Source organism: Sporichthyaceae bacterium (genome assembly GCA_036493475.1).
In the GTDB taxonomy this organism is placed as follows: domain Bacteria; phylum Actinomycetota; class Actinomycetes; order Sporichthyales; family Sporichthyaceae; genus DASQPJ01.
On record DASXPS010000118.1, the window covers coordinates 50,890 to 67,584 of the forward strand.

Consider the following 16,695-nt stretch of genomic DNA (forward strand, 5'->3'; position numbering starts at 1 on the left):
ATCGCGCAGGGCTCCCATCCGACCCTAGGCGGCCCGGCAAGACCGGCGCAGTGTGGGCGAGGACAACAAACGGGCCCCGGCGTTGTGAAGCCGACAACTGGGGGCCGGCAGGGTGGGGCGGTGCGCAGCGTCCATGTGATCGGCATCGGCTCCGGGGACCCCGAGCAACTCACCCTGCAGGCGGTCCGGGTACTGGCCGATCTCGACGTGGTCCTGGTGGTGGACAAGGGCGAGGCCACCGGGGAACTGGTGGAGTTGCGCGAGTCGATCTGCCGCACCCACATCCGGCGGCCCTACCGACTGGTAGGTGTGCCCGAACAACGACGCGACCGCGCGGCGGCCGACTACCCGGGCGCGGTGAAGAATTGGTACGACCTGCGGGCGGCGGCCTTCGCCGAGGCGTTGAGCACGCAGGTCGGCCCGCAGGAACGGGTCGGCATCCTGGTCTGGGGTGACCCGGCGCTCTACGACAGCACGCTGCGGGTGCTGGACCGGGTCCGTGAGTTGGGCCGGGTGGAGTGCACGGTGGAGGTGGTGCCCGGCATCACCAGCCTGCAGACGTTGGCCGCCGCGCACCGAGTGACGTTCACCGGCGTGGGCGCTGCGGTGCACGTGATCCCCGGCCGTCGGTTGGCGGCCGGGCTGCCCGAGGGCCTGGACGATGTGCTGGTGATGCTGGACGGCGGGTGCGCGTTTACCCAGTTGCCGGACACCGACCTGGACATTTACTGGGGCGCCTATCTGGGCATGCCGGATCAACTGTTGGTGTCCGGGGACCTGCAGGAGTGCAAGGCGCAGATTCTGGCCGCCCGCGCAGCCGCCCGCGAGCGCAAGGGCTGGATCATGGACAGTTATCTGCTGCACCGCCGGCCGCAGGCCGGAGGATGACGCTCGAGGCACGCCGTCGCAGGAGGTCGCACACGTTGGACCCGACCGCGCCCGACGTGCTCGGTTTCTGGACCGAGCGGCACCTGTGCACGCTGACCACCATCGGTCCGGACGGCCGTCCGCACGTAGTGCCGGTCGGTGCCACCCTGGATGCCGCGGCCGGCCTGGTCCGGGTGATCACCTCGGGCACCTCTCTGAAGGCCCGTCAGATCGCTGCGGTGGGCGCGGCCGGGGCGCCGGTCGCGGTGTGCCAGGTGGACGGCCGCCGGTGGGCCACCGCCGAGGGCACGGCCACGGTGTCCGCCGACCCGACGGAGGTCGCCGAAGCGGAGCGTCGGTACGCCCTGCGCTACCGGCAGCCGCGGCCGAACCCGGAGCGGGTGGTGATCCTCATTCGGTTGGATCGCATGCTGGGCAACGCATGACGGCGGTCAGCGTGGTGGGCATCGGCGCGGACGGTTGGGAGGGCCTGTCCCCCGCCACCCGGGCGCTGGTCGGTTCGGCCGAGGTGTTGCTCGGTGCCGAACGTCACCTGGATTACCTGCCGTCGGGCCTGCCGGGCGAGCGCAGGTTCTGGCCGAGCCCCCTCACCCCGAATCTCCCCGACCTGTTTGCCGGGCTGGCAGGGCGGCGGGTATGCGTGGTGGCCAGCGGGGACCCCATGCACTACGGGATCGGCGCGACGCTGGTCCGCCTGCTCGGGCCGGACGCGGTGACGGTGATCCCGCAACCCTCGTCGATGTCGTTGGCGTGTGCCCGGCTGGGTTGGCCGGTCGAGGGCACCCGGATCCTCAGCGCGGTGGGGCGCCCGGTGGCCCGGCTGGTCGGCTGGCTGACGCCCGGTCAGCGGCTGCTACTGCTCAGCCCGGGCGCGGAAACCCCGGCCGCGGTGGCCGCCACCCTCGTCGCGGCCGGGTACGGCGCCAGCGCGTTGACGGTGCTGGAGCAGCTGGGCGGACCGGGTGAGCGGCGCACCGAACACCGGGCCGCCGACCTGGCCGGCGCGCCGGCGATGACACCGTTCGATCCCCTGAACATCGTCGCGATCTGCGCGGTGCCCGACCCCGGCACCCGGCCGTTGGGCCGCACGCCGGGCCTACCGGACGACGCCTTCGAACACGACGGGCAGATCACCAAGCGGGAGATCCGCGCGGTGAGTCTGGCCCGGCTGGCGCCCCGGCCGGGGGAACTGCTCTGGGATATCGGTGGCGGGTCCGGCAGCGTGAGCATCGAGTGGATGCGCGCCGCCCGGGGCGCCCGGGCGATCGCGGTGGAACGCCGCGCGGACCGGGCCGCGCGGATCGCGACCAACGCCCTCGCACTCGGGGTACCCGACCTGCAGGTGGTGCAGGGCGCGGCGCCGGCGGCGCTGGCCGGGTTGCCCGCGCCGGACGCGGTGTTCGTCGGCGGCGGCGGGTCGAACCCGGCCGTGCTGGACGTGTGTTGGGCGGCGCTGTCGCCCGGCGGCCGACTGGTGGCGAACGCGGTGACCCTGCAGACCGAGGCGGCGCTGGTGGCCCGGTGTGCGCAGCTGGGCGGCGATCTGGTGCGGCTGGAGATCTCCCACGCGGTGCCGCTGGGTCGGTTCACCGGGTGGCATGCCGCGCATCCGGTAACCCAGTGGACGGTGACCAAGTGACGGTGCACCGCGAGCGGAGCGAGCCGTGACCGTTCACTTCATCGGGGCCGGTCCGGGGGCGGCGGACCTGATAACGCTGCGCGGCCGCACTCTGATCAAGTCCTGCCCGGTGTGCGTGTACGCGGGCAGCCTGGTCTCGGCCGAACTCCTGGCCTGGTGCCCGCCGGGCGCCCGACTGGTGGACTCCTCGCGGCTGGACCTGGATGCGATCACCGAGGTGTTGGTGAACGCGCATCGCTCCGGGTCGGACGTGGCCCGGCTGCACTCCGGGGACCCGTCGGTGTTCTCCGCGATGGCCGAACAGATGCGCCGACTCCAGGCGGCGGGCGTGCCCTACGACGTGACCCCCGGAGTGCCCGCGTACGCCGCGGCGGCGGCCACCCTGGGGCGCGAACTGACCGTGCCCGGCGTCGGTCAGACCCTGGTGCTCAGCCGCATCTCCTCCTCGTCCACCCCGATGCCCGACGGCGAGGACCTGTCCTCGCTGGGCGCGTTGGGCGCCACCCTGGTGCTGCACCTCGCGGTGCAGCGCATCGAGGAGGTGGTGGCGGCGCTGCTGCCGCATTACGGTCCGACAACCCCGGTGGCAGTGGTGGCTCGGGCCAGCCGGCCCGACGAGGTGATCCTGCGCGGCACCCTCGCCGACATCGCCGAGCAGGTGCAGGCAGCCGCACTGGTGCGCAGCACAGTGATCATCGTGGGCAGCGTGCTGACAGCTGATCAGTTCTGCGACAGCCATCTGTACAGCCCGCAGCGTCCGCGATGACCCTGCTGATCCTCGGCGGTACCGGGGAGGCCCGGACGCTGGCCGCGGCCGTAATCATCGGCAGTAACCGACGGGTCGTCAGTTCGCTGGCGGGCCGCGTATCCGACCCGTTGCTGCCCGCGGGCGAGGTGCGGTTGGGCGGGTTCGGCGGACCGGACGGATTGGCGGCCTGGATGCGCGCCGAGAGCGTGACGGCGGTGGTGGACGCCACCCATCCGTTTGCGGCGCGGATCAGCGCGTCGGCGGTGGTCGCCACGCGGTTGGTGGGCACGCCGCTGCTGGTGCTGCGCCGGCCGGGCTGGCAGGCGGAACCGGGCGATGATTGGACCCGGGTGGCCGACGTGCCGGCCGCCGCGGCCGCGCTGATGGAGCGAGATGGCCCGGTGTTCCTCACCACCGGCCGCGGCGGGCTGGCCCACTTCGCGAACCTGCCGCACCGATTCGTGATCCGTACCGTCGATCCGCCGGACCCGCCGCTGCCCGCCGACGCCGTGCTGGTGTGCTCCCGCGGTCCCTACCGGCCGGCAGGCGAGCGGGCGCTGTTGGCCGAGCACGGCATTCGGGTCCTGGTGACCAAGGACAGCGGTGGGGAGATGACCAGTGCGAAACTCACCGCTGCCCGCGAACTGGGCGTGCCGGTGGTGATGGTGGATCGTCCGCCGTTGCCCGACCCGAACGTGGCGGCCGTGGCCGACCCGCAGGCCGCACTGGCCTGGGTACTGGCGCGCTAACCGGCTTTGGGAGCCGGGCCGCCGGTCGGGCCGGGGCCGGCGTTGCGCTGCTGCTCCTTGGCGGCGTCCCGCTCGGCAGCGCGGGCATCGCGCTCGGCGTCCCTGGCCGACCGTTCGGCGTCCTTGGCCGCACGATCGGCCGCCTTCGCCTCGGCGTTTGCGTGCTTGGCCACCTCACGCGCAGCCGCCTTGTCCGCCTTCAGCGAGGCGTCCTCGGCGATGCGGGTCTCCCGCTGCGCGATCAAGTACTCCGCGAAAGTCTGGTCGCCGACCGCACGATCCGGGGTCAAATGCGCGCCGGCCCGCCACCCGTCGTGCTCGCCGCCGCGCTTGTTCACCACCAGCAGTTTGCGGCTGCGCTTGTGCTCGTACAACCACGCGGTGGCCAGTTCGGTGGTGGTGAGAATCTCCGGGCCGCCGAACAACGGCATGTGGTGACCCTGCAGACCGCTGCACAGGTCCACCAGTCGGTAGGCCACCTCGTCGGCCGCGACCGGCTGGAACTTCTCGTTCTTGGCCAGCAGCATCACCGGGAACCGGGACTGCATGTGCAGGCCGGCGTCGATGAACTCGTGGAAGTGCGTGGTGCGCAGCACGGTCCAGGGCAGGTCGCCGTCCTCCAGCAACCGCTCGATGGCGCGCTTGTCCCGGTAGTAGCGGCTGCGGATGGTCTCCGCGCCGACCACGGACGGGAACACAATGTGTGGCCGACCGGCGCGGGCCGCCGCGATCATCAACTGGGCGCCCATCTGCGCCTCGCCGCGAGCGGAGGTCGCGCAGTGCGCGACGGTGGTGACCCCGTCCAACGCAGCGGCCAGTCCGATACCGGTGTGCAGGTCACCGACGAACCACTCCGCCTCGCCGGGCTGGGCGGGCGTGCCCTCGGGTACGCCGGGACGCGGCTTGCGGCTGAACGCCCGCACCTCGCGACCGTGCGCCAACAGCTCGCGCACCAGCAACCGGCCGAGAGTCCCCGTCGCACCGGTGACCAGGATCGGCGAACTCATCGGGGGACGGCTCCATTCCTGACCGTATGCGTTCTGAACATCCAGAGTGACAGCAAGATCGAGTGATCGCTGGCGAACGCCGTTGTCCGCAGCTTGCCCCAGGCTGGCACGCCTTCAGCCGTTTCGGTAGTGACGTGGAGTGAAAACTGTGAGAAGCCCATCACCGCGAGTAACCACACGAGTAAAGTTCGACCCCACGATCACCAGGCAGCGCATGTCCACCAGAGCGGTGTCGAGATCCCCCAACGTCGTCACCCGCACGCTCTCCGCGGGTCCGCCAACATCGCGACCGATCACCACGGGGGTGGCGGCGCTGCGGTGGCCGAGCAGGATCTCGCGAGCTTTGTCCAACTGCCAGGTGCGCGTCTTCGAGGCCGGGTTGTAAATGGCCAGCACCAGGTCGGCGGCAGCGACGGCGGCCAACCGGGCCTCGATGACCGCCCAGGGCTTGAGCCGATCGGACAGGGACAGCACACAGAAGTCATGACCCAGCGGGGCGCCGATCCGGCTGGCCACCGCGGATGCCGCGGTAACGCCCGGCAGCACGCGCACCGGCACGTCCTTCCAGCGCTCCTCGGCGGCCACCTCCAGCACCGCGGCCGCCATGGCGAACACCCCCGGGTCACCGGAGGACACCACGGCCACCCGCCTGCCACGCCGGGCGAGTTCCAGGGCGAACTCCGCGCGCTCGGCCTCCACCCGATTGTCCGAGGAGTGCCGGACCTGACGCGGGTTGGGCGGCACCCGGTCCAGGTACGGGCCGTAGCCGACCAGATGCTGCGCGGCGGCCAACGCCGCCTGCGCCTGGGGGGTGAGCCACTCCCGACCGGCCGGGCCCAGTCCGACGACCACCACCTCGCCGCGCGCGGTGGCGCTGTGTTCCTCCGGCGTGGCCAGCGCGGCCTTGGTTTCCGCGTGCACCCGGCTGGGCAGCAGGGCGACGGAGAAGTACGGCACCGTGGCGGGGTCCACCTCGCTCAGCGGCGCGACTCGTTGTCGATCGGTGGTGGCCCGCTCCACGTACCAGGCCTCGTCCAGTCGGCCCGCGACGGCCAGCGCGTCGCGCACCCCGCTGAACGTGCGGCCGAGCTTCAGAATCGCCGCGGAGTCGGTGTCCGTCAATCGGCGGGCGAGGACATCCGGGGCCAACGTGCCGGGCAGCACGGTGAGGACCTCCTCGCCCTCCACCAGTGGCGTACCGAGTTCCGCGGCGGCCCCGGCCACCGAGGTCACCCCGGGCACCACCTCGACGTCATACCGCCCGACCAATCGTTTGTGCAGGTGCATGAACGAGCCATAGAAGAAGGGGTCACCCTCGCAGAGCACCACCACGTCACGATCGGCATCGAGGTGCGCGGCCAGTCGAGCGGCCGCGTGGTCGTAGAACTCCTCGAGCGCGCCGCGATAGCCACCGGGGTGATCGGTGGTTTCCACGGTCACCGGGTAGTGCAGCGGCTCCTCGACCTGATGACCACTCAGGTAGCCACGGGCAATGGACATCGCGACGCTGTTGCCGTGCCGTGCCGCGTGGTAGGCGACCACCTCAGCGGCGGCCAGCAGACGCGCGGCCTTGACCGTGACCAGTTCCGGGTCGCCGGGGCCCAGTCCAACCCCGTAGAGCGTTCCGCTGGTGTGCAGCACAACGTCCGGCTCTGGTGGCGCAAGAAAGCCGTCAGAGCCGGACGTTGGGATCACCTCGCTGCGCTCGGTCATTCATCCTCACTCGCGATCGCGTTGACGGCGGCCACGGCCATTGCCGACCCGCCGCGCCGCCCGCGCACCACCAGATGCGGCAGGCCGGAGGCGACCAGGGCCGCCTTGGACTCGGCGGCACCGATGAAGCCCACCGGTAAACCGAGGACCGCCGCCGGCGCCGGGGCGCCATCGGCGAGTAGTTCGAGCAGGCGGAACAGCGCGGTGGGCGCGTTGCCCACGGCCACCACGGCGCCCGCCAGGTGCGGCAGCCACAGATCCACGGCGGCAGCGGAGCGGGTGGTGCCGAGTTGCTCGGCAAGCGCGGGTACCTCGGAATCGTTGAGCATGCAGCGGATCGGGTTGTCCGCGGGTAGCCGACGGCGGGTGATGCCGGCGGCCACCATCTGCGCGTCGCACAGGATCGGCGCGCCGGCCAGCAACGCGCCCCGGGCGCGGGCGACCACGTCCTGACTGAAGCTCAGATCCTCGACCAGATCGACCATGCCGCAGGAGTGGATCATGCGTACGGCCACCCGGGCCACGTCGCCGGGCAGTCCGTCGAGCGCAGCCTCGGCGCGGATGGTGGCGAACGACCGACGGTAGATCTCCGCCCCGTCGCGGACGTAGTCCAATTCATGACTCATGCCAACACCCGATCCGGATCGGTATGCAGGTCGTGCCGGCGCAACATGGCCAGCACACCCTGCACGTCCGCGGGTTTGAGGTCGGGCAGCACCACGCTGCGCCACGGGGTGATGCGCAGGCCGCTGACCGTCGCCGCGGCGGCCAGCGCGTGCAGTGCCGCCGCGGACAGTTGTCCGCCCGGCGCGGCCACCGTCAGCGCGATGCGGCCATCATGCTGGCGCGTCGGTCCGAGTGCGGTCGGCCGCGGACGGGTCGGCACCTCGATGGGCGCCGCCGACTCCCCCGGCGCCGCACCCGCGGCCCGCAGTCGGGCAGCGACCCGAGCGGGGCCCCCGCCGAGTTCGGCCAACCGCCAGGCGGACGAGTGCTGCGCGGCACGTTCGTCGAGGAAGGCGCCGGCCGCCGCGACCGCCACTGCGGCCGCGGCGAGGTCCGCTACCGCGATGCACACGTCCACCCCGGCCAACAACAGCGACCAGCGGTCGGCGCCGGCCAGCAGGGTCACGTCGCCACCCAGGGCCGCCACATCCCCGCCGCCGTCGTCCAGGCAGAACAGGAAGCGGCCCGGCAGCGCGCCGAGGGCATCGTCATCGATCAGGGCCGCGTCCAGCGCGGCCAGCAGCGGCCCGACATCCGGTCGATGTGGATCGAGCAATCCGCTCAGCGGCGAAGCGAGAATATTGCGCACCCGGTCGTGCCGGTCGCTGGGCAACAAGCCGGCCACCCGCAACCGCGCCGCCAGGTCGGCCTCGGCGTTGGTGGGCAACCCACGGATCTGGATGTTGCCGCGGACAGTGAATTCCAGCACGCCGGAGCCCAGGTCCGCAGCGGCGTCGGCGAGCACCCGGGCGGCCGCGGCGTCCACCCGACCACCGGGCAGTCGCACCCGCGCCAGGCCACCGTCGGCCGCCGCCCACACCGACAGCACACCCGGGCAGGCATCCGGTCCGGGGCGGCGCGTGGGGGAAGCGGCAGGCACCCCGTGATCCTACGAACACGACGTCAGGGCCTCGGCAGGGTCCCGGTTTACCGCCGGCTGGGATCGCGCTAACCAGTTGGTGCGCCTGGACCCTGACTCACGACCTGAGGTCCAGTCAGATCGGTTCTGATCAGCGGGGGACGGTTACATTCGCGACGTGTCGCTGACCGGCTTCCCGCTGCTGATCGTGCTCGTCGCGCTCACCCTCGTCGTCCCGGTACTGACCCTGCGCCATCGGCCGGGCGCCCGGCCGCTGCTCACTATCGTCGGCGCACAACTGGCCGCGGTAGCCCTGACCGCCGCTCTGGCCAATGACTACGGCGACTTCTATCCCAAATGGCGCGACCTGGTCGGCAGCGTCCACGTGGGGGCGGATACCCCGACCATCACTTTCGGTGGACGCCCGGCCACGCCGAACCCCGGTTCGACCCGGCACGATCGGGCCGCGGCCACCACGGACCCGGACGCGTTGGACGCCACCTCGGCCACCACGCTGGCGGAAAGCCTGCACCCGACGAACTGGGCGCCGCGGGCGCAGTGGGCCGACCGTGGCGCCGTGGTCAGCCTGCCGGTCCCCGGCGACGTCGGCGGACCGGCCCAGGACGTGCTGGCCTATCTGCCGCCGCAGTGGTTCGCGGGCGGCCCGGCGGCGTCCCGGCTGCCGATGGTGGAGGTACTCACCGGCTACCCCGGCACCCCGCACACCGTGGTGGACAAGCTGCACGCCCCGCAGGTGCTGCTCGACGATGTCAACGCGGGCACCGTGCACCCCATGGTGTTGCTGATCACCCGTCCGGTGGAGCCGTTCCCGCGGGACACCGAATGCGTGGACGTGCCCAACGGGCCACGCACCTTCAACTACCTGGCCACCGACCTGCCGAACACGGCCGCCACGATTCTGCATCTGCACCCCGCAGCGCTGGGCGCAATGGGCTACTCGACCGGGGGTTACTGCGCGCTGAAATTGGCCATGATGCGCCCCCACGAGTTCACCGCCGGCGCCTCGATGTCCGGGTACTACCACGCGATCCCGCAGGCCAACAGCGGCAACCTGTTCGGGCCCTACCCGGTCGCCGACCGCGAGCGGAACGACCTGGACTGGCGCCTGGACCATCTGCCCGCGCCGGACACCTCGGTGATGATCGCCACCTCGCACGACGAGCGCTACGACGACGGGTATGCGGCCGCGCAGTCCTTCCTGGCCCTGGTGCACGCCCCGATGTCCGCCACCGAAATCGTGCTGCCGCACGGCGGGCACAACTTCCCCACCTGGACCGCTGAGTTCCCCCGACTGCTGACCTGGATGGACCAACGCCTGCAGGCGGCCGCCGCGCAGTGAGCGAGCGCAGCGAGCTCATCAATAGGCACAGTGGCAACGTGGTCCCCGAGCCGCACGAGTGCAGCGAGGCACGCCGGTGAGCTGACACCATGGCCGGGCCTACCCGAGGAGCCCCGCCCGTGACCGGCCTGCACCTGCTCTTGTCCACCTCCGACACCGATCTGCTCTCCGCGCGCTCCTCCGGTGCCGGCTGGCGGTTGGCCAACCCGGCCCGGCTCACCCCCGACGACCTGCGGCCGTTGCTGGACGGAGTCGATCTGGTGGTGCTGCGCTACCTCGGCGGCTATCGGGACTGGTCGGACGGCATCGACGCGTTACGCGCGTCCGGGCGGCCCTTGGTGGTGCTGGGCGGCGAGCAGGCCCCCGACGCGGACCTGATGGCCGCCTCGACGGTGCCCGCCGGGGTGGCCGCGCAGGCGCACGCGTACCTGGCGCACGGCGGCGCGACCAACCTCGCCGAGCTGCACCGGTTCCTGTCCGACACCGTGCTGCTGACCGGTCACGGATTCTCCCCGCCGCAGGCATTGCCGGTCTGGGGCGAGTTGTCCCGGGTGCCATCGCGAGAGCTGCCGGAGAACGCCCCGCGGGTGGCGGTGCTGTACTACCGCGCCCATCACGTGGCCGGGAACACCGCGTTCGTCGAGGCGTTGTGCGGGGCGATCGAGGGCGCGGGCGCCCGCCCGATGCCGGTGTACTGCGCATCGTTGCGCACCCCGGAGCCGGCCATGCTGGCCCGGTTGGCCGAGGTCGATGCGCTGGTGGTGACCGTGCTCGCGGCGGGCGGGACCCGGCCGGCCACGGCGAGCGCCGGTGAGGAGGACGAATCCTGGGACGTGGCCGCGTTGGCCGCGTTGGACGTGCCGATCCTTCAGGGCCTGTGCCTGACCTGGTCGCGGGCCGCCTGGCTGGCCGCCGACGAGGGGCTGTCGCCACTGGACACCGCCACCCAGATCGCGGTGCCGGAGTTCGACGGCCGGCTGATCACCGTGCCGTTCTCGTTCAAGGAGATCGACGCGGACGGGTTGACTGTGTACGCCGCGGATCCCGAGCGATGCGCCCGGGTGGCGGGCATTGCGGTGGCGCACGCACGGCTGCGGCACGTGGCGCCGGCGAACAAGAAACTGGCCATCATGCTGTCCGCGTACCCGACCAAGCACTCCCGGATCGGCAACGCGGTGGGCCTGGACACCCCGGCCAGCGTAATCGATCTGCTGCATGCGCTGCACGCCGCGGGTTACAACATCGGCCCGTTGGACTCCCGGGGCCTGCCCGGCGTCGCGGCCCGGGACGGCGATGCCCTCATGCACGGGTTGATCGCGGCCGGCGGGCAGGACCCGAATTGGCTGACGGAGACTCAGCTGACGGCCAATCCGGTGCGGATGTCCTCCGGCGGGTATCGGGCCTGGTTCGACATACTGCCCGCTGCGTTGCGGGACGCCGTCGAGGAGCACTGGGGTCCGGCGCCGGGTGAATTGTTCGTGGACCACTCGGTGGACCCCGATGGGGAGATCGTGCTGGCCGCGATCACCGCGGGCAATGTGGCACTGATGGTGCAGCCGCCCCGGGGTTTCGGGGAGAACCCGGTGGCGATCTATCACGACCCCGACCTGCCGCCGTCGCACCACTACCTGGCGGCCTACCGCTGGCTGGGCAGCACCGGGCCCGGTTGTTTCGGGGCGCACGCGATGATCCACGTCGGCAAGCACGGCAACCTGGAGTGGCTGCCGGGCAAGGCGGCGGGCATGTCCGCGGCGTGCGCCACCGACGCCGCGATCGGCGATCTGCCGCTGATCTATCCGTTCCTGGTCAACGACCCCGGCGAGGGCACCCAAGCCAAACGCCGCGCGCACGCCACGCTGGTGGACCACCTGGTGCCGCCGATGGCCCGCGCGGAGAGCTACGGCGACATCACCCGCCTCGAGCAGCTGCTCGACGAGCACGCGCAGATCGCCGCGATGGACCCGGCCAAGCTGCCCGCCATCCGCGCCCAGATCTGGACCCTGATCCAGGCCGCCAAACTCGACCACGACCTGGGCCTGGACGATCGCCCGCACGACGCGGAGTTCGACGAGTTGATCCTGCACGTCGACGGCTGGCTGTGCGAGATCAAGGACGTGCAGATCCGCGACGGCCTGCACACCCTGGGCCGGGTCCCCGTCGGCGAAGGGCGCATCGACCTCGTCCTCGCCATGCTGAGGGCCCGTCAGATGTGGGGCGGCCACGTCTCCGCCCTCCCCGGCCTGCGCGAAGCCCTCGGCCTCGCCGAGGACGGCACCGCCTCCCGCGAGGACACCGACCGCACCGAAGCCCTCGCCCGCACCCTCGTCTCCGCCATGGAGTCCCATGCCTGGAACCCCGACAAAGTGGACGAAATCGTCGCTGACGTCATCCTCCTCGACCACCGAAACGCCCCGTCAGTGGTCAACGAGGATGACATCAGCGCGGTACTGCGGTTCGCGGCGACGGAGATCGTGCCGCGGCTGGAGCGGACCGGGGACGAGATCGGGCATGTGTTGCACGCATTGGCGGGCGGGTACGTGCCCGCCGGGCCGTCGGGGTCGCCGCTGCGTGGGCTGATCAACGTGCTGCCCACCGGGCGCAACTTCTATTCGGTGGATCCGAAGGCGGTGCCGTCGCGGCTGGCCTACGCCACCGGCGCGGCGATGGCCGACTCACTGCTGGAGCGCTACCGGGCCGAGCACGGCGAATGGCCGCGCTCGGTGGGGCTGTCGGTGTGGGGCACCAGCGCCATGCGCACGTCCGGCGACGACATCGGTGAGGTGCTGGCGCTGCTCGGGGTGCGCCCTGTGTGGGACGAGGCCTCGCGTCGGGTGGTGAATCTGGAGGTGATCGAGTCGGCGGAACTCGGCCGTCCGCGCATCGACGTCACCGTGCGCATCTCTGGGTTCTTCCGGGACGCCTTCCCGCACGTGGTCGCGTTGCTCGACGACGCCGTCGCGCTGGTCGCCGGCCTGGACGAGGACCCGGCGCTCAACTACGTCCGCGCGCACGTAGAGACCGATCTCGAGCAGCACGGCGACGTCCGACGCGCCACCGTGCGGGTGTTCGGTTCCAAGCCGGGCGCCTACGGGGCGGGCCTGCTCCCGCTGATCGACTCCGGCAACTGGCGCACCGACGCCGACCTCGCCGAGGTCTATGCGATCTGGGGCGGCTACGCCTACGGCCGCGACCTGGACGGGGTGCCCGCACGAACGGACATGGAGCAGGCATACCGGCGCATTGCCGTAGCTGCCAAGAACACCGATACCCGTGAGCACGACATTGCCGATAGCGACGACTATTTCCAGTATCACGGAGGCATGATCGCGACGGTGCGGGCGCTGACCGGGAAAGACCCGGCCGCCTACGTCGGTGACTCCACCAATCCCACCGCGGTGCGCACCCGCACGCTGTCGGAGGAGACCGCACGTATCTTCCGCGCCCGGGTGGTCAACCCACGCTGGCTGGCCGCGATGCGCAAACACGGCTACAAGGGGGCCTTCGAACTCGCCGCCACCGTGGACTACCTGTTCGGCTATGACGCGACCGCCGGTGTCGTCGCGGACTGGATGTACGAGCAACTCACCGCGACCTACGTGCGCGATCCGGAGCAGCGCAAGTTCTTCACCGAGTCCAACCCGTGGGCGCTGCACGGCATCACCGAACGGTTGCTGGAGGCCGCCGAACGCGGCATGTGGGAGCACCCGGAGCCGGAGAGCCTCGACGCGCTGCGTCAGGTTTTCCTCGAGACGGAGGGAGATCTGGAGGCCGGCACCTGACATCGGTCACAACTTCCTCACCCGACCGGCGCAACCCGCGCGCGGCACGGCACCGGCGTGGCGGATTCCGCGTCAGCACACTCATGGGCAAGCATCGACGTGGACGTCTGCCGCGCCGCGCGCCACTGGTCGCCGCCGTGGCCGCCGCGATCGGCGCCGGCTTCCTGGTGCTGCCCGGCGTGATCTCCACCGCGAACGCGGCGAATCCGCTCACCCTGTACGTGACCGCGGACGGCTTCGACGGCCCGAACGACTGCACGCTGTCCGGCCGACCCTGTCGGACGCTGCGGCACGCGTTGCAGGCGGCGGCCGGCAGCCGGTCCACCGGTCGGAACGTCGTCATCACCGTGGGGCCCGGCCGCTACGTGCCGAACTCGGTCACCGACCACATCGCCTCGGGCACCCCGACCTCGCTGACCATCACCGGTGCCGGCCCCACGCAGACCGTGCTGACGATGCCCCCGGCCACCTCCGGTGACGTCGTCGGACTGTCCATCGGCCACGAGTTCACCGGTCTGGTCAACGTCAGTTCGTTGAGCATCTCCGGTGACGCCCCGGCCGCGGACTCCCCCGGCGGTACGGGTGGATTCGCCACCGGCATCGCCGATGCCGGTCCCGGTCTGCTCACCCTGGCCGATGTGCGCATCGATGGATTGACCGGCGGGCACGGCGCAGCGGCCACGGCCGCCACGATGGCCGGCGGCGAGGGCGGCTCCGTGTACGGCATCGACCGCACCAACGGGCCCACCGCGCTGCGCAACACGGTGATCACCGCGCTGCACGGTGGCGGGGCCGGCGTCGGAACGAGCGGTGGTGGCAATGGCGGCGGGGCCACCGGGGTGAGCACCGACTCGGCGCTGACCGTCACCAGCAGCACCATCTCCCATCTCGTCGGCGGGGACGGCGCGAACAGCGGCGACGGCGGTAACGCGTACTCCGCCGCGGTCGAACCCGGCCCTTCCGACCACCCGGTCACGGTGATCGCCTCGGAATTCAGTGACAACGTCGGCGGCGCGGGCGGCGCGGGCCTGCGCGGGCCCCGCGGGGTGGACGGCGCGAACGGCGGCCAGGGTGGCGACGGTGTCGGCCTGGTCTACGTCGGCCCGAAGTTGGTGGTCGCGGACAGCACGCTGAGCGGGCACCATGGCGGGCCGGGCGGTGCCGGTGGGCACGGCGGGGACGCCACCGGCAATGCCGGGGCCGGCGGCGTCGGCGGTCAGGGCGGTTCGGCCATGGGCCTGCTGTCCAACACCCAGGACGGTCTGGCCAGCACCGCGGTCAGCGACAGCACGATCAGCGATAACCGTCCCGGCGCGGGCGGCGCCGGTGGCGCGGGCGGCACCGGCCGAACCGGCCGCGGCGGCGATGGCGGCGACGGCGGCGCGGCGGGCGCCGGGGCCGGACTGATGCCGCTGGTGAGCCGCAACGGCATGCTCAGCAACACCGTGACGCACCTGACCCTGTTGGGGAATCTGGGTGCCACCGGGGGCGCCGCGGGCAAGGCCGGCAACGGTCTGGCGCCCGGCGTGGACGGCATTCCCGGTGCCAATTCCTCCACCGCGGCGGGCTTCGTCAGCAATGCCTGGACCACGATGAGCGCCTCATTGTTGGACAACGGCGCCGCCAACTGCGTGCTGCTCGCAAACGCCCCGCTCACCGACGGCGGATGGAACATCGCCTCGGACCGCAGTTGCATACGGGCGGGCCAGGGCAGCCAATGGGTGCCCGGCGTTGGTGGCGGGGTTGGCGCCCCGACGGACAACGGCGGGCCCACGCACACTCAGGCGATCCCCGGCACCAGCCCGGCGGCGGGCGCGGTCGCGGTCAGCAGCGGACTGTGCGGAGGCACCGAGGCCACCGACCAACGCGGCATGCCGCGCCCCGGCCACGCGGCGCCCGACCACTGCGCCGCCGGCGCCTTCGAACCACACCGGGTGATCCCCGGCGGGTCCTGAACGAACCCGGACGGGCCAACCGTCGCAGGTTCACCCACGCGGCAGATTCCTCAGGTCCCCGCGCCGCCTAGCGTGGCGGCGGTGCGCCATTTCGGCTCGACGGCGTGCCCGCAGGGGGGACGACGTGAACCAACAGCGGCGGGCCGGCGGGCGACGCGGCCTTATCGCCATTGGCGCCGCGACGCTGTTGCTCAGCACGCTGGCGGTCACCGACGCCGCCGGCGCGGCCGCCACCGGTGACCTGTGGGTGGCCACCCCCGGCCGGGGCGGGCAGAGCTGGAACCAGCAATGTCTGCCGGATGCGCCGTGCCCGTTGCAGCAGGCCCTTGATCTGGCGGCCGGCCCGGCGAACGCCGGACGCCCGGTCACCATTCACCTCGGGCCCGGCACCTTCGGCGCGGCCACCATCTCGGCGGGCACGGAATCCTCCCTCACCTTCACCGGCTACGGCTCCTCGGGGATGACCGCCACACTGCTCACCCCCGGTCCATCCGCAGCCGGGCAGCTCGACGCCCTGCGCGTCGAGAGCGTGTCCTTCCCGGTGACCGTCAGCCACCTGTCCGTCGGGCCCGCACCGGCTGCGCCGGGCACCGCGGCAGCCGGCGCTGACGGCACCACGGTGCACGGCATCCTCAGCCTGAGCGCCGCGAAGCTCACCGTCGACGACGTGCGCATCTCCGGGCTGATCGGGGGGGACGCCGCGGCCGGCGGCCAGAGCGGCGACGTCATCGGCATCGCCCACGGCGGCGCGACCGCGATCACCGACACGGTGATCTCCGGGCTGCGCGGCGGCGCGGGTGGACCCGGCACCGATGGGGCAACCGCGACCTCCGGCGGTACCGGCGGTTTGGCGGGCTCGGTCGTGGTCAGTCTGCCGACCGGCGCTGATCTGACGGTTAATCAGTCCCAGTTCACCGACAACACCGGCGGTCGCGGCGGCGCCGGTGGTGCCTGGTCCGACGGCGATCACCAAGGCCTGCCCGGCGGCGACGGCGGCAGCGCGGTGGGCGTGCAGGCCAATGGCGACGTGGCCTCGACCAACGCGGTCACCGTGGCGGGCATGCGGGGCGGCTGGGGCGGCACGGGCGGGCCCGGGCACGCGGCGCAGGGCGCCGCACAAGCCGGCACCGACGGCGGGGTGGGATCCGGTGGCGAGGCCGATGGCCTCCTGCTCACCGGGGTCGGCAGCGCCGCCCCGGCGGTGCTGTCCGTCACCAACAGCACGATCAGCGACAACACCGGCGGCGCGGGCGGGACCGGCGGATCGGGTGC

Annotated in this window: 13 protein-coding genes; 9 read left to right on the forward strand and 4 right to left on the reverse strand. The window is 72.1% G+C overall.

The features are described from left to right. Positions 1-120 precede the first annotated feature (120 nt). From cobF to VGJ14_12570, 5 genes are read left to right on the forward strand one after another with little or no spacing between them, the layout of a single operon-like run. The gene (gene cobF, locus VGJ14_12550; GenBank protein ID HEY2833248.1) at positions 121-888 is read left to right on the forward strand and encodes a precorrin-6A synthase (deacetylating); all 768 of its coding nucleotides are present in this window, start codon (positions 121-123) and stop codon (positions 886-888) included. Between the two features lie 35 nt (positions 889-923). Then, positions 924-1,313, forward strand: a complete 390-nt coding sequence (locus VGJ14_12555; GenBank protein ID HEY2833249.1) for a TIGR03618 family F420-dependent PPOX class oxidoreductase — start codon at positions 924-926, stop codon at positions 1,311-1,313. Continuing rightward, the gene (gene cbiE, locus VGJ14_12560) at positions 1,310-2,527 is read left to right on the forward strand and encodes a precorrin-6y C5,15-methyltransferase (decarboxylating) subunit CbiE (GenBank protein ID HEY2833250.1); all 1,218 of its coding nucleotides are present in this window, start codon (positions 1,310-1,312) and stop codon (positions 2,525-2,527) included. Before VGJ14_12555 ends, cbiE begins: the two co-directional genes overlap by 4 nt. A gap of 25 nt (positions 2,528-2,552) precedes the next feature. Next, positions 2,553-3,293 carry a precorrin-4 C(11)-methyltransferase gene (gene cobM, locus VGJ14_12565; GenBank protein ID HEY2833251.1) on the forward strand — a complete coding sequence of 247 codons (741 nt, stop codon included), beginning with the start codon at positions 2,553-2,555 and terminating at the stop codon, positions 3,291-3,293. Further along, a complete protein-coding gene (locus VGJ14_12570) occupies positions 3,290-4,024 on the forward strand; it encodes a cobalt-precorrin-6A reductase (GenBank protein ID HEY2833252.1) in 735 nt (244 codons plus the stop codon). The genes cobM and VGJ14_12570 overlap by 4 nt, the downstream gene beginning before the upstream one ends. On the opposite strand, the gene VGJ14_12575 is transcribed toward VGJ14_12570, so the two are convergent. The 4 genes from VGJ14_12575 to VGJ14_12590 all read right to left on the reverse strand — a co-directional run bounded on the left by VGJ14_12575 (position 4,021) and on the right by VGJ14_12590 (position 8,350). Then, positions 4,021-5,031, reverse strand: a complete 1,011-nt coding sequence (locus VGJ14_12575; GenBank protein ID HEY2833253.1) for an SDR family oxidoreductase — start codon at positions 5,029-5,031, stop codon at positions 4,021-4,023. The two genes, VGJ14_12570 and VGJ14_12575, sit on opposite strands and share 4 nt — an antisense overlap. Positions 5,032-5,145: 114 nt before the next feature. Further along, positions 5,146-6,744, reverse strand: coding sequence for a precorrin-2 C(20)-methyltransferase (locus VGJ14_12580; GenBank protein HEY2833254.1), 1,599 nt, complete (start codon positions 6,742-6,744; stop codon positions 5,146-5,148). After that, entirely contained in the window at positions 6,741-7,370 is a 630-nt protein-coding gene (locus VGJ14_12585; GenBank protein HEY2833255.1) for a precorrin-8X methylmutase, read from the reverse strand. Before VGJ14_12585 ends, VGJ14_12580 begins: the two co-directional genes overlap by 4 nt. Beyond that, the gene (locus tag VGJ14_12590) at positions 7,367-8,350 is read right to left on the reverse strand and encodes a precorrin-3B synthase (GenBank protein HEY2833256.1); all 984 of its coding nucleotides are present in this window, start codon (positions 8,348-8,350) and stop codon (positions 7,367-7,369) included. The genes VGJ14_12585 and VGJ14_12590 overlap by 4 nt, the downstream gene beginning before the upstream one ends. A gap of 157 nt (positions 8,351-8,507) precedes the next feature. Between VGJ14_12590 and VGJ14_12595 the strand changes: the two genes are divergently transcribed. The 4 genes from VGJ14_12595 to VGJ14_12610 all read left to right on the forward strand — a co-directional run. Further along, on the forward strand, positions 8,508-9,689 hold the full coding sequence (locus VGJ14_12595) for an alpha/beta hydrolase-fold protein (protein ID HEY2833257.1): 1,182 nt from the start codon (positions 8,508-8,510) through the stop codon (positions 9,687-9,689). A gap of 119 nt (positions 9,690-9,808) precedes the next feature. Then, a complete protein-coding gene (cobN, locus tag VGJ14_12600) occupies positions 9,809-13,468 on the forward strand; it encodes a cobaltochelatase subunit CobN (protein HEY2833258.1) in 3,660 nt (1,219 codons plus the stop codon). Positions 13,469-13,551: 83 nt separating this feature from the next. Beyond that, positions 13,552-15,423, forward strand: a complete 1,872-nt coding sequence (locus VGJ14_12605) for a choice-of-anchor Q domain-containing protein (protein ID HEY2833259.1) — start codon at positions 13,552-13,554, stop codon at positions 15,421-15,423. A gap of 124 nt (positions 15,424-15,547) precedes the next feature. Further along, a partial coding sequence (locus tag VGJ14_12610) for a hypothetical protein (GenBank protein ID HEY2833260.1) occupies positions 15,548-16,695 on the forward strand: 1,148 nt, incomplete at its 3' end.